22 protein-coding genes and 1 riboswitch are annotated in these 24,923 nt (G+C 63.0%); of the genes, 15 read left to right on the forward strand and 7 right to left on the reverse strand.

Translation table 11 applies throughout. The features are described from left to right. Window positions 1-215: 215 nt before the first annotated feature. The 12 genes from ACLBKR_RS17990 to ACLBKR_RS18045 all read left to right on the forward strand — a co-directional run bounded on the left by ACLBKR_RS17990 (window position 216) and on the right by ACLBKR_RS18045 (window position 12,313). Window positions 216-1,223 (forward strand): MBL fold metallo-hydrolase, encoded by a 1,008-nt coding sequence (locus ACLBKR_RS17990; RefSeq protein WP_113486251.1) that lies wholly within the window; start codon window positions 216-218, stop codon window positions 1,221-1,223. Between the two features lie 49 nt (window positions 1,224-1,272). Next, window positions 1,273-1,404: riboswitch (TPP riboswitch) on the forward strand. Window positions 1,405-1,543: 139 nt separating this feature from the next. Beyond that, a complete protein-coding gene (gene thiC, locus ACLBKR_RS17995; protein ID WP_113486253.1) occupies window positions 1,544-3,385 on the forward strand; it encodes a phosphomethylpyrimidine synthase ThiC in 1,842 nt (613 codons plus the stop codon). A gap of 1 nt (window position 3,386) precedes the next feature. Continuing rightward, window positions 3,387-4,397, forward strand: coding sequence for a glycine oxidase ThiO (gene thiO / locus ACLBKR_RS18000; RefSeq protein ID WP_113486255.1), 1,011 nt, complete (start codon window positions 3,387-3,389; stop codon window positions 4,395-4,397). After that, a complete protein-coding gene (gene thiS / locus ACLBKR_RS18005; protein WP_113486257.1) occupies window positions 4,394-4,591 on the forward strand; it encodes a sulfur carrier protein ThiS in 198 nt (65 codons plus the stop codon). Before thiO ends, thiS begins: the two co-directional genes overlap by 4 nt. 1 nt (window position 4,592) lies before the next feature. Continuing rightward, window positions 4,593-5,366 (forward strand): thiazole synthase, encoded by a 774-nt coding sequence (locus tag ACLBKR_RS18010; protein WP_113338088.1) that lies wholly within the window; start codon window positions 4,593-4,595, stop codon window positions 5,364-5,366. After that, window positions 5,363-5,968 carry a thiamine phosphate synthase gene (locus ACLBKR_RS18015; RefSeq protein WP_414899890.1) on the forward strand — a complete coding sequence of 202 codons (606 nt, stop codon included), beginning with the start codon at window positions 5,363-5,365 and terminating at the stop codon, window positions 5,966-5,968. The genes ACLBKR_RS18010 and ACLBKR_RS18015 overlap by 4 nt, the downstream gene beginning before the upstream one ends. Before the next feature lie 78 nt (window positions 5,969-6,046). Then, window positions 6,047-6,952, forward strand: a complete 906-nt coding sequence (gene dapF, locus ACLBKR_RS18020) for a diaminopimelate epimerase (RefSeq protein WP_414899892.1) — start codon at window positions 6,047-6,049, stop codon at window positions 6,950-6,952. Further along, window positions 6,874-8,253 carry a tRNA (N(6)-L-threonylcarbamoyladenosine(37)-C(2))-methylthiotransferase MtaB gene (gene mtaB, locus ACLBKR_RS18025; protein ID WP_414899894.1) on the forward strand — a complete coding sequence of 460 codons (1,380 nt, stop codon included), beginning with the start codon at window positions 6,874-6,876 and terminating at the stop codon, window positions 8,251-8,253. Before dapF ends, mtaB begins: the two co-directional genes overlap by 79 nt. Window positions 8,254-8,282: 29 nt before the next feature. Then, window positions 8,283-9,644 (forward strand): signal recognition particle-docking protein FtsY, encoded by a 1,362-nt coding sequence (gene ftsY / locus ACLBKR_RS18030; RefSeq protein WP_414899896.1) that lies wholly within the window; start codon window positions 8,283-8,285, stop codon window positions 9,642-9,644. A 46-nt stretch (window positions 9,645-9,690) separates the two neighbouring features. Next, the gene (locus tag ACLBKR_RS18035; RefSeq protein ID WP_113338083.1) at window positions 9,691-10,341 is read left to right on the forward strand and encodes a septation protein A; all 651 of its coding nucleotides are present in this window, start codon (window positions 9,691-9,693) and stop codon (window positions 10,339-10,341) included. Next, window positions 10,338-10,928 carry a DUF2585 domain-containing protein gene (locus ACLBKR_RS18040; protein ID WP_112830597.1) on the forward strand — a complete coding sequence of 197 codons (591 nt, stop codon included), beginning with the start codon at window positions 10,338-10,340 and terminating at the stop codon, window positions 10,926-10,928. Before ACLBKR_RS18035 ends, ACLBKR_RS18040 begins: the two co-directional genes overlap by 4 nt. 203 nt (window positions 10,929-11,131) lie before the next feature. Continuing rightward, a complete protein-coding gene (locus tag ACLBKR_RS18045) occupies window positions 11,132-12,313 on the forward strand; it encodes a GGDEF domain-containing protein (RefSeq protein ID WP_414899899.1) in 1,182 nt (393 codons plus the stop codon). On the opposite strand, the gene ACLBKR_RS18050 is transcribed toward ACLBKR_RS18045, so the two are convergent. The 5 genes from ACLBKR_RS18050 to ccmA form a co-directional block, all read right to left on the reverse strand. Next, complete coding sequence (locus ACLBKR_RS18050) at window positions 12,297-12,914, reverse strand: DsbE family thiol:disulfide interchange protein (protein WP_113447493.1); 618 nt, start codon at window positions 12,912-12,914, stop codon at window positions 12,297-12,299. The two genes, ACLBKR_RS18045 and ACLBKR_RS18050, sit on opposite strands and share 17 nt — an antisense overlap. Next, entirely contained in the window at window positions 12,911-13,093 is a 183-nt protein-coding gene (gene ccmD / locus ACLBKR_RS18055) for a heme exporter protein CcmD (RefSeq protein ID WP_113443158.1), read from the reverse strand. The genes ACLBKR_RS18050 and ccmD overlap by 4 nt, the downstream gene beginning before the upstream one ends. After that, complete coding sequence (locus tag ACLBKR_RS18060; protein ID WP_113447494.1) at window positions 13,090-13,857, reverse strand: heme ABC transporter permease; 768 nt, start codon at window positions 13,855-13,857, stop codon at window positions 13,090-13,092. Before ACLBKR_RS18060 ends, ccmD begins: the two co-directional genes overlap by 4 nt. Before the next feature lie 45 nt (window positions 13,858-13,902). Further along, window positions 13,903-14,562, reverse strand: coding sequence for a heme exporter protein CcmB (gene ccmB / locus ACLBKR_RS18065; RefSeq protein WP_112830602.1), 660 nt, complete (start codon window positions 14,560-14,562; stop codon window positions 13,903-13,905). Window positions 14,563-14,653: 91 nt separating this feature from the next. After that, on the reverse strand, window positions 14,654-15,301 hold the full coding sequence (gene ccmA / locus ACLBKR_RS18070; RefSeq protein WP_113447495.1) for a heme ABC exporter ATP-binding protein CcmA: 648 nt from the start codon (window positions 15,299-15,301) through the stop codon (window positions 14,654-14,656). A gap of 277 nt (window positions 15,302-15,578) precedes the next feature. Between ccmA and acnA the strand changes: the two genes are divergently transcribed. The 3 genes from acnA to ACLBKR_RS18085 all read left to right on the forward strand — a co-directional run bounded on the left by acnA (window position 15,579) and on the right by ACLBKR_RS18085 (window position 21,615). Then, entirely contained in the window at window positions 15,579-18,272 is a 2,694-nt protein-coding gene (gene acnA / locus ACLBKR_RS18075; protein WP_113338078.1) for an aconitate hydratase AcnA, read from the forward strand. Window positions 18,273-18,495: 223 nt separating this feature from the next. After that, window positions 18,496-19,233, forward strand: a complete 738-nt coding sequence (locus ACLBKR_RS18080) for a DUF1223 domain-containing protein (RefSeq protein ID WP_113447496.1) — start codon at window positions 18,496-18,498, stop codon at window positions 19,231-19,233. A gap of 288 nt (window positions 19,234-19,521) precedes the next feature. Beyond that, complete coding sequence (locus ACLBKR_RS18085) at window positions 19,522-21,615, forward strand: ATP-dependent helicase (RefSeq protein WP_113447543.1); 2,094 nt, start codon at window positions 19,522-19,524, stop codon at window positions 21,613-21,615. An 85-nt stretch (window positions 21,616-21,700) separates the two neighbouring features. Here ACLBKR_RS18085 and ACLBKR_RS18090 read toward each other — a convergent pair whose 3' ends face one another. Further along, window positions 21,701-23,878: a TonB-dependent siderophore receptor gene (locus ACLBKR_RS18090; RefSeq protein ID WP_113486270.1), complete on the reverse strand. Its 2,178-nt coding sequence runs from the start codon at window positions 23,876-23,878 to the stop codon at window positions 21,701-21,703. 160 nt (window positions 23,879-24,038) lie between these two features. Beyond that, window positions 24,039-24,923 (reverse strand): helix-turn-helix domain-containing protein, encoded by an 885-nt coding sequence (locus ACLBKR_RS18095; RefSeq protein ID WP_113447498.1) that lies wholly within the window; start codon window positions 24,921-24,923, stop codon window positions 24,039-24,041.

Consider the following 24,923-nt stretch of genomic DNA (forward strand, 5'->3'; position numbering starts at 1 on the left):
TTGACCTCCGGGATCTCTTTATACCTGTCAGGGTCCCAGTCGGCGGCTCGGAGTTCTTGTCTCGTCGCAGATTTCGCCGCGATAAACAGCAAAAGCCCGGGAAAGTCAAGGCTTGCCGGAAAACAGGCCGAAAAGCACGCAATTCACGCAATGCCTCTTCCAAACCAGCCGCCCCATGCCCAGATGCATGTCTTCATCGACAACGGCAAGGCACCATGGCGAGAAAACCGGCCAACCCCTATTATTCAGGCCCCATCACCGATCATTTCGACGGCACCCGCTTCTTCAATCCGGAAGGCGTGGAACCCGGCAATCTCCGCGATCTCTGGAAATGGCGGACCAACGGCGAGCGCGCCCGCTGGCCGAAGCGGGTCGAACGCCTGTCGCAGCCGGCAGCGCCTGCCGAACGCATCGGCGGCGACGGCCTGCGCGTCACCATGATCGGCCATGCCAGCCTTTTGATCCAGGTCGCCGGCCTCAATATCCTCACCGATCCCGTCTGGTCAAAACGCGCCAGCCCCTTTTCCTTCGCCGGGCCGAAACGTGTGATCGAGCCGGGCATCCCCTTCGAGGCGCTGCCGCCGATCGATCTGGTGATCGTCACCCACAATCACTATGACCATCTCGATCTTCAAACGCTTTCCCGCCTCGGCAAACGTCATGCGCCGCGGGTCGTCACCCCGCTCGGCAACGACCCGCTGATCCGCAAGGCCATGCCCGAGGCCCTGATTTCGGTCATGGACTGGGGCGACTGCATCGCGCTTTCCGATGGTATCACCATCGACGCGGAGCCTTGCCATCATTGGTCGGCGCGCGGCGTGAACGACCGCCGCATGGCGCTCTGGGCCGCCTTCGTCATCTCGACCCCGGCAGGCAAGATCTACCACATCGGCGACACCGGCTTTCACGACGGCATAAACTACAAGGCCGCCGCGGCAAAGCACGGCACCTTCCGCCTCGCCGTGCTGCCGATCGGCGCCTACGAACCGCGCTGGTTCATGAAGGGGCAACACCAGAACCCCGCGGAAGCCGTCGCCGGCATGCGGCTCTGCAACGCGGCCTATGCCGTCGGCCACCATTTCGGTACCTTCCAGCTCACCGACGAGGCGATCGAAGCGCCGGTGGAACACCTGTCGCAAGCCCTTACCGCTGAGGGCATGGAGCCGCAACGCTTCCGTCCCTTGCGTGCCGGCGAAGCCTTCGACGTGCCGCCCGTGCCGTGAACTCTCTCCTCCGGCCGTTGACAGGCGCGCCGGAATTTTCGAAAATTATCGAATTCACCAGGGGTGTCCCGACAAGGGGCTGAGATTCCGCTGGGCCATCCAAAACGACGGATGGCAGCGCGGTGACCCGTTGAACCTGATCCAGTTCATACTGGCGTAGGGACGGTGCGAGCGCTGCCAGATCTCTTTCGGGCAAGGACCTCCTTGGTTTTCTCGGAACGGCTCAGGCGAAGACGGATCCGAAACAGGATCCGCAAGGCGCATTCCATCATTCCGGCTGACATGACTGGGTCTCCAACATCAAACCTTGGAGCTCCACGATGAACATCGCCCCGCAGATCGCAAAACCCGACATCACCACGGACCCTCTTCCCGCCTCGACCCGGATCTACATTCCCGGCGAGATTCACCCGGCAATCCGCGTCCCCATGCGCCAGATCGCCGTTCATCCGACCGCGGGAGAACCACCGGTTAACGTCTACGACACCTCCGGCCCTTACACCGACCCCGCCTGCGACATTGCCATCGACCGGGGTCTTGCCCGCCTCAGGGCCGCATGGATCGCGGCACGCGGCGACGTCGAGACCTATGAGGGACGCATCGTGAAGCCGGAGGACAACGGCTTCGTCTCGCCCGAAAAACTGACGCCCGAGTTTCCGCTCCGCCATGCGCCACTGCGCGCCAGGGACGGCAAAGCCGTCACCCAGCTTGCCTATGCCCGCGCAGGCATCGTCACGCCGGAAATGGAATTCGTCGCCATCCGCGAAAATCTCGGCCGCAAGGCGATGCGGGATGCTTCCCTCCCCACGCCCCGCGATGGCGAGAGCTTCGGTGCCCATATTCCCGACGTCGTCACCCCCGAATTCGTGCGTCAGGAAGTGGCCGCCGGCCGCGCCATCATTCCCGCCAACATCAACCATCCCGAAAGCGAGCCGATGGCGATCGGCCGAAATTTCCTCGTGAAGATCAACGCCAATATCGGCAATTCCGCCGTAACCTCGTCCATGGCCGAGGAGGTGGAGAAGATGGTTTGGGCGATCCGCTGGGGCGCCGACACGGTGATGGACCTTTCCACCGGCCGCAACATCCACAACATCCGCGACTGGATCGTGAGAAACGCCCCGGTGCCGATCGGCACCGTGCCTCTCTATCAGGCGCTGGAAAAGGTCGGTGGCATCGCCGAAAACCTATCCTGGGAAGTCTATCGCGACACGCTTATCGAGCAGGCGGAACAGGGCGTCGATTATTTCACCATCCATGCCGGCGTGCGCCTCGCCTACATCCCGCTCACCGTCGACCGGGTCACTGGCATCGTCTCGCGCGGCGGCTCCATCATGGCCAAGTGGTGTCTGCATCATCACCGGGAGAGCTTCCTCTACGAACATTTCGAGGAGATCTGCGACATCTGCCGGACCTATGATGTGTCCTTCTCGCTGGGCGACGGCCTGCGCCCCGGCTCGATTGCCGACGCCAACGACCGCGCGCAGTTCGCCGAACTCGAAACGCTCGGCGAACTCACGAGGATCGCCTGGGCGAAGGACTGCCAGGTTATGATCGAGGGTCCGGGCCATGTTCCCATGCACAAGATCAAGGAGAACATGGACAAGCAGCTGAAAGTCTGCGGCGAGGCCCCGTTCTACACACTCGGGCCGCTGACCACGGACATCGCGCCGGGCTACGACCACATCACATCGGGCATCGGCGCGGCGATGATCGGCTGGTTCGGCACGGCCATGCTCTGCTACGTCACCCCGAAGGAGCATCTCGGCCTTCCCGACCGCAACGACGTGAAGGTGGGCGTCATCACCTACAAGATCGCCGCCCATGCCGCCGATCTCGCCAAGGGCCATCCGGCGGCCAGGATCCGCGACGACGCGCTGTCGCGCGCCCGCTTCGATTTCCGCTGGGAAGACCAGTTCAACCTGTCGCTCGATCCCGATACCGCCCGCTCGATGCATGACGAGACCCTGCCGAAGGAGGCCCACAAGGTCGCCCATTTCTGCTCGATGTGCGGCCCGAAATTCTGCTCCATGCGGATTTCCCACGACATCCGCGCGGAGGCCCAGAAGGAGGGTATGGAAGCCATGGCCGCGAAATACCGTGACGGCGGCGACCTCTACATGCCGGTCACAGCACCCGGCACGCTCGCCACGGATGGCTGAAATGGTCGGTATCCTGATCCGCGGCGCCGGTGTTGCCGGCCTTGCCACAGCCCATGAACTCGCAGAGCGCGGCTTCAACGTCGAAATCATAGACCGCGCCGGAGCAGTCGGGCAGGGGGCATCGCATTTCGCCGGCGGCATGCTTGCCCCCTTTTGCGAACGCGAGACAGCCGGGGAGGCCGTCTTGACCCTCGGCTTGCAGGCCGCCGACTGGTGGGAGGCCGCCGTTCCGGAGTCGGTCACACGCCAGGGAACGCTTGTCCTGGCGCCCGGCCGTGACGTTAACGAGCTCTCCCGCTTTGCAGCACGAACCACCGGCTTCGAGTGGGTGGATGAAGCTGGGATCGCGGCTCTCGAGCCGGATCTCAGAGGACGGTTTCGCCGTGGCCTGTTCTTCGCCGACGAGGCACATCTCGATCCGCGCACAACGCTGGCCGACCTCGCGCGCCGGCTGCACGAACGGGGCGCGCGGTTCCATCTCGATACCGTCGCACCGCCCGACCGACGGAGCCACGCCGCCGTCATCGACTGCACCGGCCCCCAGGCGATCGGCAAGCTTGCCGGCCTGAGGGGCATACGCGGGGAGATGCTCGTCGTGGAAACCTTCGAGCTTCATCTTCGCCGTCCGGTACGGCTGCTGCACCCGCGTTACCCGATCTATCTCGTGCCCCGCTCGAACGGCCGCGTCATGATCGGTGCGACCATGCTCGAGACGGAAGATGACGGGGCAATCAGCGTACAATCGTTGATGGAACTGCTCAACGTCGCCTACGCACTGCACCCGGCCTTCGCCAAGGCGCGACTTGTGGAGACCGGCGTCGGTCTGCGCCCTGCCTTTCCCGACAACCTTCCCCGTGTCGTCGAAACTGACGAGGGGCTCGCGATCGCCGGCATGCACCGGCACGGTTTTCTGCTGGCGCCGGCCATGGCGCGCCAGACGGCAGACCTCTTGCTGAAACGGCTCGAAGGAGACCGCACTCCATCCGACAACAACAGGAGAACATTCCGATGACGCTGATCGTCAACGGCGAACAACAGGATTGCAACGCCACTACACTGGAAGACCTGCTCCGTACACTCGACTACGAAGGCGACTGGCTCGCCACCGCAGTGAATGGGGAACTGGTCCATCGCGAAGACCGCGCCTCCTTCCCGCTATCGGACAGCGACCGGATCGAAATCCTTACGCCCATGCAGGGAGGCTGACATGTTCGAACTTTGCGGGACAGAACTCGCTTCGCGCCTGCTGCTCGGCACCGCGCGTTACCCTTCACCATCGGTACTGGCGGAAGCGGTCCGCCGGTCCGGCACCGGCATCGTCACGGTCTCGCTGCGGCGTGAAACTGCTGGTGGCAGGGCAGGCGGCGCCTTCTTCGAACTGATCCGTGACCTCGGCGTTCGGATATTACCCAACACAGCCGGCTGTCACAGCGTATCAGAAGCGGTTCTGACCGCGCGCATGGCTCGCGACCTGTTCCGCACCGACTGGATCAAGCTCGAACTGATCGGCCATCACGACACGCTGCAGCCCGACGTCTTCCAGCTTGTCGAGGCGGCGCGCATCCTTGCCGACGATGGTTTCGAGGTCTTCCCCTACACGACCGACGACCTTGTGGTTGGCGAGCGCCTGCTCTACGCCGGATGCCGGGTGCTGATGCCCTGGTGCGCCCCGATCGGCAGCGCCATGGGACCGCAGAACCTCTCCCCCCTCAGAGCCATGCGGGCGGCCTTTCCGGAAATTCCGATGATCATTGATGCAGGCATCGGAAGGCCGTCCCATGCGGCGACCGTGATGGAACTCGGCTATGACGCGGTGCTGCTCAATACCGCCGTCGCGAGTGCCGGCGACCCCGCCGGCATGGCGGAAGCCTTTGCCGGAGCGATTGACGCCGGACGCAAGGCCTGGCTCGCTGGCCCACTTGAACCACGCGACATGGCCGTGCCGTCGACGCCGGTGATCGGCAAGGGCGTCTTCGCATGAGGCTCGATCCCTTCTATCTGATCGTCGACAGCGCCGGCTGGGTCGAACGCCTCGTGCCGCTCGGCGTCAGGCTCGTACAATTGCGGATGAAGGATCGCACAGAGGCAGAACTGCGAACGCAAATTCGCCAGGCCAGGGCCCTTTGCGTCGCCCATGACTGCCAACTCGTCGTCAACGACCACTGGCAGATCGCGATCGAGGAACGCTGCGATTTCGTCCATCTCGGCCAGGAGGATCTGTGTGAGGCGGATGTGGGCGCGATCCGCGCGGCGGGGTTGCGGCTCGGCCTCTCCACCCACGACGAGGCGGAACTGGCCACGGCCCTTGCCGCGGCACCGGACTATGTTGCGCTCGGCCCTGTCTGGCCCACCGTCTTGAAGGAGATGCCCTGGGCACCTCAGGGGCTGGCCAGGGTGAAGGACTGGAAGGAGAGGATCGGCGATCTGCCGCTGGTAGCGATCGGCGGCGTGACAGTAGAACGGCTGGACGACGTCTTCGCCCATGGTGCCGACAGCGCCGCGGTGGTCACCGACATCACCCGCAATCCCGACCCCGAACAGCGGACCCGTGAGTGGATCGCCGCGACGTGCCGCTGGCGCTGAGCACCCGCATCACGCCACTGGTAATTTCACCGCTTTTCCGCCATATAAGCCACAAGATCGAGAGAAAACGGGCGCTGCATGACAGAGATGGTCGAATTCGCGAAGATGAACGGGCTTGGCAACAAGATCCTCGTCGTCGATATGCGCGGCCGTGACGACCGGGTAACCCCGGAGGCGGCCGTCGCCCTTGCCGCCGAGGCCGAGACCGGCTTCGACCAGATCATGGCGATCCACGATCCGAAGATCGACGGCACCGACGCCTATATCGATATCATCAACTGCGACGGTTCCAAGGCGCAGGCCTGCGGCAACGGCACGCGCTGCGTCGTTCAGGCGCTTTCAGCCGAAACCGGCCGCAAGGCCTTCACCTTCCAGACCGTCGCCGGCGTCCTCAATGCTGTGGAACACGAAGACGGCATGATCTCCGTCGACATGGGCAAGCCGGTGTTCGAATGGAACCGCATTCCGCTGGCGGAGGAATTCCACGACACCAGCCGCATCGAACTGCAGATCGGCCCGATCGACGATCCGGTCCTGCACTCCCCCTCCGTCGCCTCCATGGGCAATCCGCACGCGATCTTCTGGGTCGACCGCGATCCCATGTCCTTCGATCTCGGCCGCTTTGGGCCGCTGCTCGAAAACCATCCGATGTTTCCCGAAAAGGCGAATATCACGCTCGCCCAGGTCACCGGCAAGGATTGCCTGCGCACCCGCACCTGGGAGCGCGGCGCAGGCCTGACGCTCGCCTGCGGTTCCGCCGCCTGTGCCGCCGGCGTCTCGGCCGCGCGCACCGGACGAACCGTCCGCAAGGTGACGATCGACGTTGCGTCCAGCCCCAGCCGCCAGCCGCTCGTCATCGAATGGCGCGAGCGCGACGATCACGTCGTCATGACGGGTCCCGCCGAATGGGAATGGTCCGGCCATCTCGATCCCGTGACCGGCGCCTTCGAACGCGACGCGGAAGCCGGGGCCTCGGCAAAGTGAGCCGCGACGCTTCGAGCGCAACCGGGCAGGGCGGCATCGACATCGTCACCTTCGGCTGCCGGCTCAACACCTATGAATCCGAGGTAATGAAGGCGGAAGCCGCCAGGGCCGGGCTGAACGGCGCAATCCTGTTCAACACCTGCGCCGTCACCGGCGAGGCGGTGCGTCAGGCCCGTCAGGCGATCCGCAAGGCGCGGCGCGACAATCCCGAAATCCGCATCATCGTCACCGGCTGCGCCGCCCAGACCGATGCGGCCAGCTTTGCCGCCATGCCCGAGGTCGATGCCGTGCTCGGCAACGAGGAGAAGCTACGCTCCGAGAGCTACCGGTCGCTGCCCGACTTCGGTATTTCCGCCGAGGAGAAGGTTCGCGTCAACGACATCATGAGCGTGACCGAGACCGCCCCGCAGATGGTCGGCCATCTCGACGGCCATGTCCGCGGCTTCATCCAGGTGCAGAACGGCTGCGATCACCGCTGCACCTTCTGTATCATCCCCTTCGGCCGCGGCAACTCGCGGTCCGTGCCCATGGGCGCGGTGGTCGAACAGGCCCGCAAGCTTGCCGAAAACGGCTACCGCGAAGTGGTGCTGACCGGCGTCGATGCCACTTCCTACGGCGCCGACCTGCCGGGTGAACCGACGCTCGGGCTACTCGCGAAGACGCTCTTGAAGCAGGTGCCGGAAATCCGGCGGCTCAGGCTCTCCTCGATCGACAGCATCGAGGTCGACCGCCACCTCCTCGACCTGATCGCCGAGGAGCCGCGCTTCATGCCTCATCTGCATCTCTCGCTGCAGCACGGCGACGACCTGATCCTCAAGCGGATGAAGCGGCGCCATAGCCGGGCCGACGCGCTGAAATTCGTGTCGCACGTGAAACAATTGCGCCCCGACATGAGTTTCGGAGCCGACATGATCGCAGGCTTCCCGACCGAAACCGAGGAAATGGCGGCAAATTCCGCTCGGCTCGCGGAAGAGATCGGGATTTTCCAACTTCACGTCTTCCCCTATAGCCCGCGTCCGGGCACACCCGCTGCCCGAATGCCGCAGCTCGACCGCCGCCTCGTCAAGGAGCGCGCCGCCCGGCTGCGCGAGACAGCGGAAAAGCTTCAGGCCCGCCATCTCGCCGCGATGATCGGCACGCGACAGACGGTGCTTGTGGAAATGAGCGGCATGGCCCATACGGAAAACTTCGCGCTCGTCGCCACGCCCGGCTTCCAGCCGCGCGACCTTGTGACGGTCACGATCACCGGCCACAATGGCCGCCACCTCGACATTCAACCGGCCTCGGCCTCGGCCGCCTGATCGAACGGAAAGACAGAACGGAAAGCTTCATGGCGCTCGGCTTCATCAAGAAAGTCTTCACCTTCGGCAAGGAGAAGCCGGCAAGCGAAAAGCCGCCGGAAGGCGAGGATTTCGCAAGCCTGATCGAAGCCGCCGAGAAGGCTGAAGCCGAAGCGATGCCGGAAGAAGCCGTCTTCGCCGCCGAGCCGGTGCTGCCCGAAGTGATCGAAACCGCCGGCGGCCCATCGCCGGACGAGACGGTCGAAGAAGAGCAGGCCTCCGCACCCCAGGAACCGCCCGCCGTTCCCGAGGTCCCGCAAGAAGCCGAAGCCGCCTTCCACCCTCAACCCGAACAGCCTGCCGACGTTCCCCATGGGGAAATCGCATCGCGGGAGGACATCGCTCCGGAACAGGAAGGGCCGGTGGCACTCCCCAGGGGCTTCGCCACGGCAGAAACGACGCCTGAGCCGGAAGCGGAAACGCCGAAGGAAAAACTCACCTGGTTCCAGCGCCTGAAGGCGGGCCTCTTCCGCACCTCCTCGCAGCTGACCGGGCAGATCGCCGCCCTCTTCACCAAGCGCAAGCTGGACGAGGATACGCTCGACGAGCTTGAGGACCTGCTGATCCAGGCGGACCTCGGCGTCGAAACCGCCATGCGCATCACCGGTGCGCTGTCATCAGAACGCTACGGCAAGGATGTCAGCGGCGAGGATGTCGCCCGCATCATGGCGGCCGAGATCACCAAGGTATTGAAACCGGTGGCAAGGCCGCTGGCGCTCGATCTCAGCCACAAGCCGCATGTCATCCTCGTGGTCGGTGTCAACGGCACCGGCAAGACCACCACCATCGGCAAGCTCGCCGCCAAACTTTCCGGCTCCGGCCTCAAGGTCATGCTCGCCGCCGGCGACACCTTCCGCGCCGCCGCCATCGAGCAGCTGAAAATCTGGGCCGACCGCACCGGCTCCACCTTCATCGGTACCAAACTCGGGGCCGATGCCGCAGGTCTTGCCTATGACGCCTTCGAAAAGGCGAAGGCCGAAAAAAGCGACGTCCTCATCATCGATACCGCCGGCCGGCTGCAGAACAAGGCCGAGCTGATGGCCGAACTCGAAAAGATCGTACGCGTTCTCGGCAAGCTCGATCCGGAAGCGCCGCATACGGTTCTCCAGACGCTCGACGCCACCACAGGCCAGAACGCCATGAACCAGGTGGAAATCTTCCGCAACGTGGCGGGCGTCAACGGCCTCATCATGACCAAGCTCGACGGCACCGCCCGCGGCGGCATCCTCGTCGCCATCGCGGCGAAGCACAAGCTGCCGGTCTACTTCATCGGGGTCGGCGAAGGCGTCGACGATCTCGAACCCTTCGAGGCCGAGGATTTCGCCAGTGCCATTGCCGGCATCGCCCGCTGACGACCGACTGCAGGCCGAAGCCCAGGGATTACAAACGGACATCTCAATGAACAACTTCGAAAGCGATACCCAGCCGACCACCGAGGAGCGTCACCATCCGCTTCTGAAGATGGCGCTCGAACTTGGCCCGCTGCTTGTCTTCTTCTTCGGCAACCTGCGCGGCGAATGGCTGGCGAAAACCTTCCCGGCGTTGACCGCAGTCGGCGGACCGCTGTTGATCGCGACCGCCCTCTTCATGGCCGCGACGATTGCATCGCTGATCGTTTCCAAGATCGTCTTCAGGCACCTGCCGGTCATGCCCTTCGTCTCGGGCGTGGTGGTCATGGTCTTCGGCTCGCTGTCGATCTGGCTGCAGGACGAGACCTTCATCAAGATGAAGCCGACCATCGTTAACACGCTGTTCGGCGTGGTTCTGCTCGGCGGCCTCTTCTTCGGCAAGTCGCTGCTCGGTTATGTGTTCAACGCCGCCTTCCAGCTCGATGAGGAAGGCTGGAAGAAGCTCACCCTGCGCTGGGGCATCTTCTTCCTGTTCCTCGCCGTGCTCAACGAAGCCGTCTGGCGCAACTTCTCCGACGATGTCTGGGTGAACTTCAAGGTCTGGGGCACCATGCCGATCACCATCCTCTTCACCCTCGCCCAGATGCCGCTGATTATGCGTCATGGTGTCGAGCAGGACACGGAAGGAAAGACGAAATGACGACGGGCGCCGGCAACCTCGAAATACGCAACAGTTCCACCCGCTTCTGGCTGATCGTCGCTGGCCTGTTGCTGTTGGCCCAGATCGTCGTGCTGCTCGGCATGGGGCGCATACCGATCTGCGAATGCGGCTACGTCAAGCTCTTCGAACCCGGCGTCAACACACCAGGCAATTCCCAGCACATCGCCGACTGGTACACGCCCTCCCATATCATTCACGGCTTCCTCTTCTACCTGCTCGGCTGGGCGGTACTGCGCCGGGGCTCATTCGGCGCCCGCCTGACGCTTGCAGTCATCATCGAGGCAGCCTGGGAAATCCTCGAGAACTCTCCGATCATCATCAATCGCTACCGCAGCGAGACCATGGCGATCGGCTATACCGGCGACAGCGTGCTGAATTCGGCGATGGATACGGTCGCGATGATGCTGGGCTTCCTCTTCGCCGCCCGTGCGCCCGTCTGGCTGACGGTCGTGATCGCCATCGCCTTCGAACTCTTCACCGGCTGGCTGATCCGCGACAACCTCACCCTCAACGTGCTGATGCTCGTCTGGCCGCTGGATGCGGTCCGCGCGTGGCAGGGCGGCTGAAATTTCTTGACGATCGTCAAGAGCGAGACTTTGTTAAGAAAAGGTTGCTAGGCTTTTCGGACAAACAGCACGAGGCGCGCCACGGCTAGCGCGCCGACCCCTGTTTTGACCCGGGAGCCGCGGCGCAGATTTCCGTCTGCTGGGTTCCCGCCGATCGGACGGACAAACCGCCCGGTCGCCGACTGGCGCGGGTGCGTATGGACATGACCGACAATTTCGCCTTTCTCCTGCCTTTCTTCATGACGGTCTTTGGAGCGGTCTTCCTGTCGGCACGTCTCTGGGCCGCCGGTTCCGCGACCTTCTGGGGACTTGGCTTCCTGTCGGCGGCGGCCGGCTTTTCCATACCGCTGCTGCCACCGGAGGTGCTGTCCTTCAAGGCCCAGGCCATTGTTGCAAACGCCCTGTTCCTCGCGGCCTTCTGTCTTTTCGGAGATGCGCTGCTCACCCGTTTCGGGGAAAGACATTACCGCGCTCCGCGCTATGCCTTCGCCGGCATCGCGCTCGTGGCGATTGCCGCCGTCATCATCCTCAAGGAAGACCTGCGGGCTGAACTGATCCTCGGCGACACCAGCATCGCCCTGCTGCTGATCGTGCCGGTGTTTCAAGTCGCCCGCGCTCCGCGTCGTCCCATGGACCGCCTGCTGGTCTTCATGGTCGGCCTCGTCGTGGTCGAGACCTTCACGAGAGTGGCCGTCCTGATCCTGATGACCTCGTCCTCCGATGTGGGGACCCTCGACGCCTTCCTCGGTTCGGCCTACGCCTTCTACATCCAGCTCGGCGCCGGAGTGATCGCTTTCCTGCTGGCGCTGACGGTGCTTGGCACGCTGGTCGACGACCTCATACAGCGCTACAAATATGCCGCCTACCGCGATCCCCTGACGGGCCTTCTCAACCGCCGGGGCTTCGAACAGGCGATGGACTCCATGCCGGCAGGAAGATTGGCCGGCACCATTGTCATCGGCGATATCGATCACTTCAAGCAGGTGAACGATCGCTTCGGCCACGCCGCCGGGGACGCCGTGATTGCCGGTTTTGCGGCGCTCTTCACGCAATTCATGCCCCGCAAAGCCATTCTCGCCCGGTTCGGGGGTGAGGAATTTGTCGCCTTTCTGCCGGAGGAAGTGCCGGCGGCGGCAGGGGAAATCGCGGAAAAGCTACGCCAGGCCTTTGCCGCCCACGCCTGGGAGAATGACGGTTTCAATTGCGAGATAACCGCAAGCTTCGGCATCGCCGCCCAGGCGAAAAGCGATTATTCCGTCCACGCCGCAATCGCCCGCGCCGATGCCTGTCTCTACGAGGCGAAACGCGCCGGCCGCAACAAGGTGGTCATGGAAGGAAAGGTATCCGGGGAAACGCCGACACTGCGCATCATTTCGTCGTCGTGACCTCGGCCGCGGCCAGCGCCTTTTCGATGGCCGGGAAGAGGCCGTTCTCCAACGATTGCGGATCGAAGGGTCCGACCTTCTTGTACAGGATCGTGCCGTCGGCGGCGACAAGATAGCTTTCCGGAATGCCGTAAACGCCCCAGTCGATTGCGGCCTTGCCGTTCGGATCGACGCCGATCGCTTTGTAGGGATTGCCGAGTTCACCGAGGAAGCGCAGGGCGTTCTCGTTTTTATCCTTGTAGTTTATGCCCACCACGTTCAGACGGGGATCCTTCGAGAGTTCCTTGAGGATCGGGTGCTCCTGCCGGCAGGGCACGCACCATGAGGCGAAGACGTTGACCAGCGTCAGCCTGCCGGAAATGGCGGTCGTTGTCAGCGGCGCCGTGTTCGAACCGTCGAGGGCGGGCAGGTCGAGCACCGGCGAACGGGTGCCGATCAGGGCCGAGGGAATATCGGAAACATTCTTGCCGTTGACGTCCTGCTCGTAAAGCATTTTGGCGGCCGTACCGGCGATGACGGCAAACACCGCGAGCGGAACGAGCGCCAGTGCATATCGGCCGATGCCCTTGCTTGCCTTTTCCTCGATGGCAGGTTCGCTCATTGCGCGGCGTCCTCGGCCTTGCTTGCTGCGCCGGCGCTGCGACGGCGCAGGCCGGAAGCTTCCAGAACCTTCAGTTCGGCCTGGCGGGCGCGGCCGTCGAGCCAGACCCACGCAATCAGCGCAAGAACGATCAGGCCGGCAATCCCATAGGACAGGTAGACATAGAAGGCATGGCTCATGGAGAAACCTCCCGGCCCGCCATGCGAGCCGCCATGCGCCGCTGCGTCGCGATCCGGCGGCGCCAGATCTCGTTACGCATGGCCATCAGGTGCAGCGTGAAGAACAGCATGGTGAAGGCGACCGCCATGATGAGCAGCGGCCAGAGGAATTCCGGATCGATGGTCGGCCCGTCGAGCCGGATCACCGACGCCGGTTGATGCAGCGTGTTCCACCACTCGACAGAAAACTTGATGATCGGGATGTTGACGAAACCGACGAGGATGAGCACGGCGCTCACGCGCGCGGCTCTCGACGCATCGTCCATCGCCCGGTTGAGGGCGATGAGGCCGAGATACATCAGGAACAACACGAAGACGGAGGTGAGCCGCGCGTCCCAGACCCACCACGTTCCCCACATCGGCTTGCCCCACAGAGAACCCGTGATAAGCGCAATCAGGGTGAAGGCGGCCCCGAGCGGAGCGGCGGCCTTGTGGCTGACATCGGCAAGCGGATGACGCCAGACGAGCGTGCCGATCGCCGAAAGCACCATGACCGAATAGCACATCATCGAAAGCCAGGCTGCCGGCACATGCACATACATGATGCGCACCGTCTCGCCCTGCTGATAGTCGCCCTCGGTCGTGAAGCTCAGATAGAGCCCGACCGCAAGGAGCGTGGCGGTCAGACAGGCAAACCACGGCAGGACACGGGCGACCAGCGCCAGGAACCGGGTCGGGTTGGCAAGATCGCTGAACTTCGAAATGGCAAGGCTCGTGTCGTTCATGGAATGCTTCTAACCTGAGAGAGGGTCGTCTGCAATTGATCCGGGTCAATCGGACGCATTGCGCAACGCCAGAGCGGCGGCAAGCGGACCGATCACAGCGAAGAACAGCGTGATCGCAATCAGAAACAGGAACGGCGGCATAAATGGGGCCGGCTCCTCCACCGCCGCATAGGAGGCGCTAACCCCGAAGATCAGTACCGGAATGGCCAGCGGCAGCACCAGAATGGATACCAGAAGTCCGCCGCGGGGCAATGCGACGGCAACGGCGGCACCGGCCGCTCCAATAAAAGTGATCGCCGGTGATCCGACGAGAAGCGTCAACATCACCGCACCGATCGCCACCTCGTTCATGTTCATGAAGAGGCCGAGCAAGGGCGAAGCAGCGACCAGGGGCAGGCTGGTGGCGGTCCAGTGCGCCAGACACTTGACGAAGACGGTAAAGACCAGCGGCGTCTCCTGCATCAGGATCAGATCGAGCGACCCGTCGTCGCGGTCCGCCTGGAACAGGCGGTCAAGCCCGAGAAGGGCAGCAAGCAGCGCCCCGATCCAGACGATGGCCGGCCCGATGCGCGACAGGAGGTTGAGATCCGGTCCGACCCCGAACGGGATGACAGCGACGACCGTCATGAAGAACAGGACGCCGATCAGCGCGCCGCCGCCCGCCCGCACCGAGAGTTTGAGGTCGCGGAAGAAAAGGGCGATCATGCGGAAACTCCATTTTCGACCATTCCGCCGACCGCACCCCACTCTGCCCTGAGGGTGAGATGCCCGGCGGGGCAGAGGGGTGTAAGCCACATCACGAAACTTCCTCCGCCTCGTGATACTCGAACCCCTTCATCACCAGCGTCTTAGCGTTCTTAAGGCCGAGCGGCTGGTGGGTAGCGGCAATTGCGATGCCACCCTTGGCGAGGTGGACGTGGACGAGACCGGCGAACATTTCGTCTGCGCTGGCATCGAGCGCCGCCGTCGGCTCGTCGAGAATCCAGACCGGCCGGTGGGCGACGATGAGCTTGGCCATGGCGAATCGCCGCTGCTGGCCGGCGGAAAGATAGCCGTAGGGCAGATGCGCGATGCTGCCGAGGCCGACGGATTCGGCCGCCTCTTCCACGGAAAGGCCGGCCCCGCCTTCGGTGTCGCCGAGGAAATCCCGCCAGAAGGCGAGATTTTCGCGGACGGTAAGTTCCTGCTTCATGGCGTTGCGATGGCCGAGATAATGGCTCGCCTCCCGTGCCGGGCGCGTTTCTTCGCCATCCCGGAAAAGGAACTCGACCTTGCCACGGTCCGGCCTCAGAAGCCCGGCGACCACCCGCAGCAATGTTGATTTTCCCGAACCGTTGCGGCCGGTCAGCACCATCGCCTCGCCCGCATGCAACTCGAAGGAAATGTCGACGAAAATCAGGTCTTCACCCCGCCTGGCGGCGAGCTTTTCGGCAGTGAGCCGCATGCCGTTCGCTTTCCGGCAACCATCCCGGCTGCCTGTCGAAAAAATTGTCTCAATTCGCCATTCGTTGGTCTGGCACCTTTCTTAGAAATTATCTATATGGGTTTCAACCACGCCAGCGGCCGGCGTGAAGTTCATCCTTGTGCCGAACTTGATGATTGCGAAAGGCAATTTTCACGGGCGGACAGCGGAAATGGTCGCACCCGCATCCTGATGTGCATGAAGTGCATAGGCGTCCGCACGAACGTGTAGGCTATCAGAATAAGCGGGGTTCATATCCGTGTCCAAATCCATCGACAGCTTCAATTGTCGTTCGACGCTCACCGTCAACGGCAAGGACTATGTCTATTACAGCCTTCCGAAGGCCGAGGCCAACGGCCTCGCCGGCGTCTCGAAGCTTCCCTACTCGATGAAGGTTCTGCTCGAGAACCTGCTGCGCAACGAAGACGGCCGTTCGGTTACCAAGGCCGACATCGAAGCCGTTGCCGAATGGCTGAACAACAAGGGCCTCAAGGAAGCGGAAATCGCCTACCGCCCGGCTCGTGTGCTGATGCAGGATTTCACCGGCGTTCCGGCGGTCGTCGACCTCGCCGCCATGCGTGACGGCATCAAGGCTCTCGGCGGCGATCCGGAAAAGATCAACCCGCTCGTTCCCGTCGACCTCGTCATCGACCACTCGGTCATCGTCGACGAATTCGGCACGCCCCAGGCCTTTGCCCGCAACGTGGAACTGGAATACCAGCGCAACGGCGAGCGCTACCGCTTCCTGAAGTGGGGCCAGCAGGCATTCAAGAACTTCCGCGTGGTTCCTCCGGGCACCGGTATCTGTCACCAGGTCAATTTCGAATATCTCGGCCAGGCTGTCTGGACCAAGGAAGAAGACGGCGAGACGATCGCCTACCCCGATACCTGCGTCGGCACCGACAGCCACACCACCATGATTAACGGCCTCGGCGTTCTGGGCTGGGGTGTGGGCGGTATCGAAGCCGAAGCCGCCATGCTCGGCCAGCCGGTCTCGATGCTTCTGCCCGAGGTCATCGGCTTCAAGCTCACCGGCAAGCTCAAGGAAGGCGTCACCGCCACCGACCTCGTGCTGACCGTCGTCCAGATGCTGCGCAAGAAGGGCGTCGTTTCGAAGTTCGTCGAATTCTTCGGCCCGGGCATGGACAACATGCCGGTCGCCGACCGCGCCACCATCGGCAACATGGGTCCGGAATACGGCGCGACCTGCGGCTTCTTCCCGATCGACGCCGAAACCGTCAACTACCTCAACATGTCCGGCCGCACCAAGGACCGCATCGCCCTCGTCGAAGCCTATTCCAAGGCGCAGGGCATGTGGCGCGACAATGACGGCTCCCAGCTCGTCTTCACCGACACGCTGGAACTCGACCTCGGCGACGTCGTTCCCTCGATGGCCGGCCCGAAGCGTCCGGAAGGCAGACTGCCGCTCGAAACCATCGCCCCGAACTTCGCAACCGCCCTCGAAGGCGACTACAAGAAGCCGGGTCAGCTTACCACGCGCTACCAGGTCGAAGGCGAAAGCTTCGATCTCGGTCATGGCGACGTCTGCATCGCCGCCATCACCTCCTGCACCAACACGTCGAACCCGAGCGTCCTGATCGCCGCCGGCCTTCTCGCCCGCAACGCCGTTGCCAAGGGCCTGAAGACCAAGCCGTGGGTCAAGACCTCGCTTGCACCGGGATCGCAGGTCGTCGGCGAATATCTCGCCAAGTCCGGCCTGCAGAAGGAACTCGACGCGCTCGGCTTCAACCTCGTCGGTTTTGGCTGCACGACCTGCATCGGTAACTCCGGCCCGCTGCCGCCGGCAATTTCGAAGACGATCAACGACAAGGGCCTGATCACCGCGGGTGTACTCTCGGGCAACCGTAACTTCGAAGGCCGCATTTCGCCTGACGTCCAGGCGAACTACCTCGCCTCTCCGCCGCTCGTGGTCGCCTACGCGCTTGCCGGTTCGGTCCAGAAGGACCTGACCAAGGAACCGCTCGGCGAGGACAAGAACGGCAATCCGGTCTACCTCAAGGACATCTGGCCGACCTCTGCGGAAGTGCAGGAGTTCATCCACAAATACGTCACGCGCGAACTCTTCGAATCGAAGTATGCCGACGTATTCAAGGGCGACGCGAACTGGCAGGCCGTGCAGGTTCCGGAAGGCCAGACCTATGCCTGGGACGACAAGTCGACCTACGTTCAGAACCCGCCTTACTTCGTCGGCATGAAGAAGACCGGTGAGGGCCTGCACGACATCAAGGGCGCCCGCGTCCTCGGCCTGTTCGGCGACAAGATCACCACCGACCACATCTCCCCGGCCGGTTCGATCAAGGCCGCCTCGCCGGCTGGTGCCTACCTGCTCGACAACGGTGTCCAGGTCGCGGACTTCAACCAGTACGGCACACGCCGCGGCAACCATGAAGTCATGATGCGTGGCACCTTCGCCAACATCCGCATCCGCAACCATATGCTCGGCCCGAACGGCAAGGAAGGTGGCTACACCATCCACTATCCGTCGAAGGAAGAGATGTCGATCTACGACGCCGCCATGAAGTACAAGGAAGAGGGCGTTCCGCTCGTGATCTTCGCCGGCGTCGAATACGGCAACGGTTCGTCCCGCGACTGGGCCGCGAAGGGCACCAACCTGCTCGGCGTCAAGGCCGTGATCGCCCAGTCCTTCGAGCGTATCCACCGCTCGAACCTGGTCGGCATGGGCGTGGTTCCCTTCACCTTCGAAGACGGCACCACCTGGGCTTCGCTCAACCTCAAGGGCGACGAAACTGTCACCATCGAGGGCCTCGAAGGCGACATCAAGCCGCGCGAGACCAAGATCGCCAAGATCACCTATGCCGACGGTTCGGTGAAGGAAGTCCCGCTGCTTTGCCGCATCGATACGCTCGACGAGGTCACCTACATGGAGAACGGCGGCATTCTGCAGACCGTTCTTCGCGACCTCGCCGCCTGATCCGGACGGCTTCCAACGACAAGAACCGCCGGTCAACCTCGTCGGCCGGCGGTTTTCTTTGTCATTCCGGCACCGGACGGCGCGATTGGCGGGCAGTTTCACCCCATCGTGACTTTGCCTTGAACGCCGGAAGAGCTATGTGTCGACACGCACAAAAAAAGATCGACGGCGGCACCCTCCGCGAGCCGCCGATCGCGCGACGGGGCACTCCATGAGCAGGGGCATGTTCAAAGGTCTGGCACTTTTCCTGACGCTGGCGCTCGCCGCGCCCGCGCTCTCGGCCGACGGAACGCCGCTGAAGGGCGTGGTGGAACTGTTCACCTCGCAGGGCTGCGGCTCCTGCCCGCCGGCCGACCGCGCCTTCGAGGCGCTGGTGCGCCAGGGCGATGTGGTGGCGCTTGCCTATCATGTCGACTATTGGAACTACATGGGCTGGGCGGACACGCTCGCCTCGAAGGAAAACACCACCCGCCAGTACGGCTATGCCCGCAGCCTCGGCCGCAGCGGCGTCTATACGCCCCAGGCCATCCTCAACGGTCGCGACCATATGAAAGGCACCGATGTCGGTGCGATCAACCAGAAGCTCGACGCGCTGGAAAAGACCGGCAACGGCATCAGCATTCCCGTCGAGGCCGAAAAGAAGGGCGACGAACTCGTGGTCAAGATCGGCGCCGGGGTCGGCAAGGCCGACGTGGTGGTGGTCTATTTCCGCCGCAAGGAAACGGTGGAGCTCCTGAAGGGCGAGAACGTCGGCAAGAAGATGGTCTACTGGAACAGCGTCACCGATGTCCAGACCGTCGGAATGTGGGACGGCAAGCCGCTGGATCTCGTGCTGCCGGCAAAGCTCATCGGTGCGGACGGTAATAGCGGCTGCGCCATCCTTCTCCAGTCCACCGGACCGCAGGGCGAGCCCGCAGGCATTCTCGGCGCGACCATGATGATCGATCCGGCCAAAATCTGAAGCTTCTCGAAGGATTTTGCCTTGGCCGGTCCGGCCCGGGTGCATTGGGGGGCTGGGGGTAAGGGGTCAATGCGCCAGACCGGACCGTTTTGGCGCACCGCGCCAACCAAGTGCGTAGCAGTCTCAGTTTAAATTTGGGCGGTGTTTTGTCCAAAATACGGCGGAGCTAAAAAAAGCGCATTCGGCCGAAAGAGCGCTTTGCGTGGGCGGGTGCGCGCGCTGCCGGAATATCGTGAAAGTTCGCTCTATGTTCTTGCCGAATCGCCCGATCTGAGGCACATGATGGGCATGACCTCCAGCCCGTCACTGCCGTCGTCGTCGGCCTATCTGGATGCCCTGAACGAGCAGCAGCGGGCAGCGGCCTCCCATGGCATTCCCGCCCCCGAGGGTGGCGCTGGACCTCTTCTCATCATCGCCGGCGCCGGATCAGGCAAAACCAACACGCTGGCCCATCGCGTCGCCCATCTGCTTGTCAACGACGCCGACCCCCGCCGCATCCTCCTGATGACCTTTTCTCGGCGTGCTGCCAGCGAAATGGCAGCGCGTGTGGAACGCATCTGCCGCCAGGTGCTGGGGAAGGACGCATCCACCCTGACGGATGCGCTCACATGGGCCGGAACCTTCCACGGCATAGGCGCGCGCATCCTGCGCGAATATGCCTACGAGATCGGCCTCGACCCGGATTTCACCATTCACGACCGGGAGGATTCGGCCGACCTGATGAATCTTGTCCGTCACCAGCTCGGCCTCTCTAAGCTGGAAAGCCGCTTCCCCACCAAGGCGACGTGTCTTGCGATCTATTCCCGCGTCGTGAATGCGGAATGTCCGCTGAAGGAAGCACTGCAATCCTCCTTTCCCTGGTGCAGCAACTGGGAGAGCCAGTTGAAGGAGCTGTTTGCCGGCTATGTCGAGGCCAAGCAGGCGCAGAACGTGCTCGATTACGACGATCTCCTGCTTTACTGGGCCCATGCCGTCACCGATCCCCATCTTGCCGGCGCGATCGGCGGCCGTTTCGACCATGTTCTGGTCGACGAATACCAGGACACCAACCGGCTCCAGTCGACCATCCTCACCGCGATGAAACCGGCCGGCACCGGCCTCACCGTGGTCGGCGACGACGCCCAGTCGATCTATTCCTTCCGCGCCGCAACGATCCGCAACATCCTCGATTTTCCGAAGCAGTTCGACCCGCCCGCCGAGGTCGTGACCCTCGACCGCAATTATCGTTCCACCCAGCCGATCCTGACAGCGGCAAACGGCGTCATCGGCCTTGCGCGCGAACGCTTCACCAAGAACCTCTGGAGCGAGCGGGCAAGCGAGGAACGTCCCATGCTGGTCGGTGTGCGCGACGAAGCCGATCAGGCCCGCTATGTCGCCGAACAGGTGCTGGCGGCCCGCGAGACCGGCACGACGCTGAAACAGCAGGCCGTGCTTTTTCGTGCCTCCAACCATAGCGGCCCACTGGAAATCGAACTCACCCGGAGAAACATCCCCTTCGTGAAGTTCGGCGGGCTGAAATTCCTCGACGCCGCCCATGTGAAGGATCTGCTGGCAACCCTGCGCTTCGCCCAGAACCCGCGCGACAAAGTGGCGGGCTTTCGTCTATTGCAGCTATTGCCGGGCATCGGCCCGCAGACGGCCGGCAAGATCCTCGACACTGCAGCCGCCGATCCGGAGCCGCTGATTTCGCTTGCCGAAATGCCCCCGCCGCCCCGCTGCGGCGAGGAATGGGGCGCCTTCACGAGAATGCTCATGGAACTGAGGGGCATGAGCCTCGGCTGGCCGGGAGAAATCGCCAGGGTCCGCGAATGGTACGAACCGCATCTCGGCCGCATTCACGAGGATGCCGAGACCCGCATGGCCGACCTCCTGCAGCTCGAACAGATCGCAGGCGGCTATCCGTCGCGGGAACGCTTCCTGACCGAACTCACTCTCGATCCACCCGATGCGACCAGCGATCAGGCCGGCGTACCGTTGCGCGATGAGGATTACCTGATCCTTTCGACCATCCACTCCGCCAAGGGACAGGAATGGAAATCGGTCTTCGTGCTGAATTGCGTCGACGGTTGCATTCCCTCGGATCTCGGCGTCGGCACCACCGACGAAATCGATGAGGAGCGCCGCCTCCTCTATGTCGCGATGACACGCGCCAAGGACAGCCTGCATATCATCACGCCGCAGCGCTTCTTCACCCATGGCCAGAACGCGCAAGGGGACCGTCACGTCTATGCCGCCCGCTCGCGTTTCATTCCCGCCATGCTGCTGCAATATTTCGAAAAGGTGAGCTGGCCAATTGCCGCCGCCGGCGAAGGGCAGGCCGCACATGGCGAGCGACAGAAGCGGATCGACGTCGGCGCCCGCATGCGCGGCATGTGGCGCTGACCTCTCCCAAACCATCATCTGCAAACGAAAAACCGCCGGAAACCAATGGGTTCCGGCGGCTTTGAGTATCAGACGGCAGACCTTATTACCAGGTCTTGCTGAGCTTAAGCGTGAAGGTGCGTCCCTCGCCATAGCCGCAGGTCAGCGTGCCCTGGCAACCCTTGACATATTCCTTGTCGAACAGGTTGGCGACATTGAACGACAGGCCCCAGCCGTCCTTCTCGTAGCGGATGGCGGCATCGGCGAGCAGCGCGTCCGGCACCTTCAGCGTATTGGCGTAATCGGCCCAGGACTCGCCCTGATAGCGCAGGCCGGCACCGACGCTCAGGCCCTCGAGAACGCCTGTCGGCACCGTGTAGTCGAGCCAGGCCGAAGCGGTAACAGCGGGAATGAGGTAGGGGCTGTTGCCGACAAGGGTCGGATCGGCATGTTCTGTCATTTCGAGATCCTGCCAGGTAAAGGCCGCCGTCGCCTTCCAGGCGTCGGCGATCTGCACCTTGGCCTCCAGCTCGATGCCGGTGGAGGTGACTTCACCGATCTGCGACTGCAGGAAGGTGGCCGGATCGGTAACGGTCCAGTTCTGCTTGACCAGATGGAAGACCGATGCCGTGAACAGGCCCTCGAATGCGGTCGGCTCATACTTGAAGCCGCCCTCGACCTGATAGCCCTCTTCCGGCTTGATCGGCGCGGTGGCGCTGGAACCGATCACGGGATTGAAGAAGGTCGAGGCGCTGGCATAGGGCGTGAAGCCGCTGGCGAACTCGTAGGCGAGACCGACACGGCCGCTCGCCGCCTTGTCGTCGGATGAGTAGGAATAGCCGACGGTCGCATCCGATTCCGTCTTGACGAAGTCGTAACGGCCGTTGAGCGTGGCGATGAAGCCACCGCCGAACTTGATCTGGTCCTGAGCATAAATGCCGACCTGCTGCTGGGTCAGAACTTGGTCGAGATAGACGAAATTGGTGCCCTGCGGTGCGCCGTAGACCGGGTCCGTGACACTGATCGGCGTCGAGCCGCAGCAGGCCTGCTCATGATCGAGACGATAATATTTATAATCGAGCCCGACGGTCAGGTCGTGATCCAGTCCGCCGGTTGCGAATTCGCCATTGATCCGGTTGTCGATGACGAAGCTGTCGACCTTTGACTTGCCCTCGAAACCGATGCGGTAGAACTGGTAATCCGGGCCGACTGGTTCTTCGAGATAGCCGGTGCCGGTCGAGGAATCGTAGTAACCGTAAGTATATGGCGCGTTCTCGTACTTGTTGAGATGGGCGTAGCGGGCGTTCTGGGAAAGCGTCCAGCCACTGTCCAGCTCATGCTCGATCTCATAGCCGATCATGGTCTGCTGGTATTCGCCATGGTCGATGTCCGGCTCGCCATAGAAGGACTTCGGGTCGATCTTGCCGAAGGGAGCTTCGACCACCGTGCCGACGTAAGGGTAGAATCCGTTGCCGACATGCACCTGATCGAGCGCGGAATAGAAACCGTAAACGTTGAGCTTGGTGGCCTCGTCCGGCTTCCAGGTGAATTGCGGCATGATCCCGCCGCGGAAATCCTCGGAATAGTCGGTATACTGGTCGCCACCGGAGATCTTGCCGGTCAGGCGGTAGCTGAATGCGCCCTCCTGAAGAACATCGCCCGCATCGAAGCCGAAAAAGGCGTTGCCGTCGCTGTTGATGCCGGTTTCGGTGTAGAGCAGCTTTTCATCCAGCGCGCGCTTGCCCACCATGTTGACGAGACCGCCCGGATTGGCCGCACCATAGAGAACCGAAGCCGGTCCCTTCAGCACCTCGACGCGCTCCAGGAAGAACGGGTCCATCTGGAAGCCGCCGAAGCCATAGGAATAGAGGCTGAGACCGTCGAGAAACACGCCTGTCTGTGTCGCATCGAAGCCGCGGATATAGATCCAGTCCGTATCCGGATCGACGCCGAAAGGTTCGGCGAAGACACCGGCGGTATAGCGAAGGGCTTCGTCCACCTTATTGGTCACACCGCGGTCGTCGAGTTCCTCACGACCGACAACAGATACCGACTGCGGGATCTCGGCAATCGGCGTATCCGCCTTGGAACCGGTCGAGGAACGGCTTGCAGCATAGCCGTCGACCGGACCGGTCGCGCTTTCCTTCTTGCCCTGGACCACGATGGTTTCAAGCGTCGTGCCGGCGTCCTGGGCGGCAGCGGCAGCCGGCCAGGCCAGTATCGCCAGCGCAACCCCCGCACGCCAAGCCCTGCTCTTCGAGCGATATCCCCTTTGTCTGCGCATGATATACCCCGTTACACCGGCAGGCCCTGCACCCGGCCGGATCGAATAGTGTCGAAAATAAGATGAGTATTTATATCAGGATTATTCTTCCTGCTTGTCCGTTCCTGCGCGCGCTTGACCGTATTTGGTCAAACTTCGCTCGGTGGATCGATGCTCGTTCTCAATCGAGGTTTGCCTTGCGCCACATGGACGGCGATACGCCGACCTGACGACGGAAGACGCGGGCGAAGTGGGCGGGATCGGCAAAGCCGGTTTCGGCGGCGACCGCGGTCAGCGACATGTCGTGCCGGCGCAAGAACTCCTTGACGCGCACCATGCGGACCTTCATCTGCCAGCGATGCGGCGGCAGGCCGGTGGACGCCTTGAAGGCATGGCTGAAATGGGATGGCGACAGACCCGTCAACGCTGCAAGCTCGTCCAGGCGAATGGCGCGCAGGCAGTTTTCCTCGATGAATTCCGTCGCCTTGCGCAACTGCCATGCCGCCAGCTTGGAGCGCCGCCGCTCGACGGCGGCGCCGATCTTCAAGACGTCGATCAGGAGAGCCAGCGTCAACCCGTCACCGTAAAGTCCATGCAAGGGGTCGGGCGCGGCGCATTCTGCGGCGATCAGGTCGGCAAGCGCCAGCAGGCGCGCTTCGTCGCAGAGAAACCGCGGCTCCTCCAGCAGCTGGGGAGAAAGATCTTCGCCGAAACGGCGGGTGAGCCCGTCGACGTCGAAATGCAGGTCGAGATGACGCAGGAACCGGATGCCGCGCATTTCGGTGCGCATCTCCATGCCCGCCGGGATGAAGGAAATGGCGCGGCGCTGGCAAGCGCGAAGAGGAGCCGTTCCGAGCTCCGCCATGGTGAAATCACCATCCGCGCCGAACTGCGCCTCAAGCACGGCAAAGAGCCGCGGATCGCGCCCGACATAATAACCGCCAGCCTCGGGCGCGCAGTCGACGTTCCAGAGATCGGCCACCATGCCGTCCCAGTAGCGGCGATGAAATCCCTGAAGGACCGAGAAACCGTCGATGCGGTTGTTCATGCGGGGCAGATAACTCAT

The organism is Paenirhizobium cremeum (genome assembly GCF_047553425.1).
Lineage (GTDB): Bacteria > Pseudomonadota > Alphaproteobacteria > Rhizobiales > Rhizobiaceae > Allorhizobium > Allorhizobium cremeum.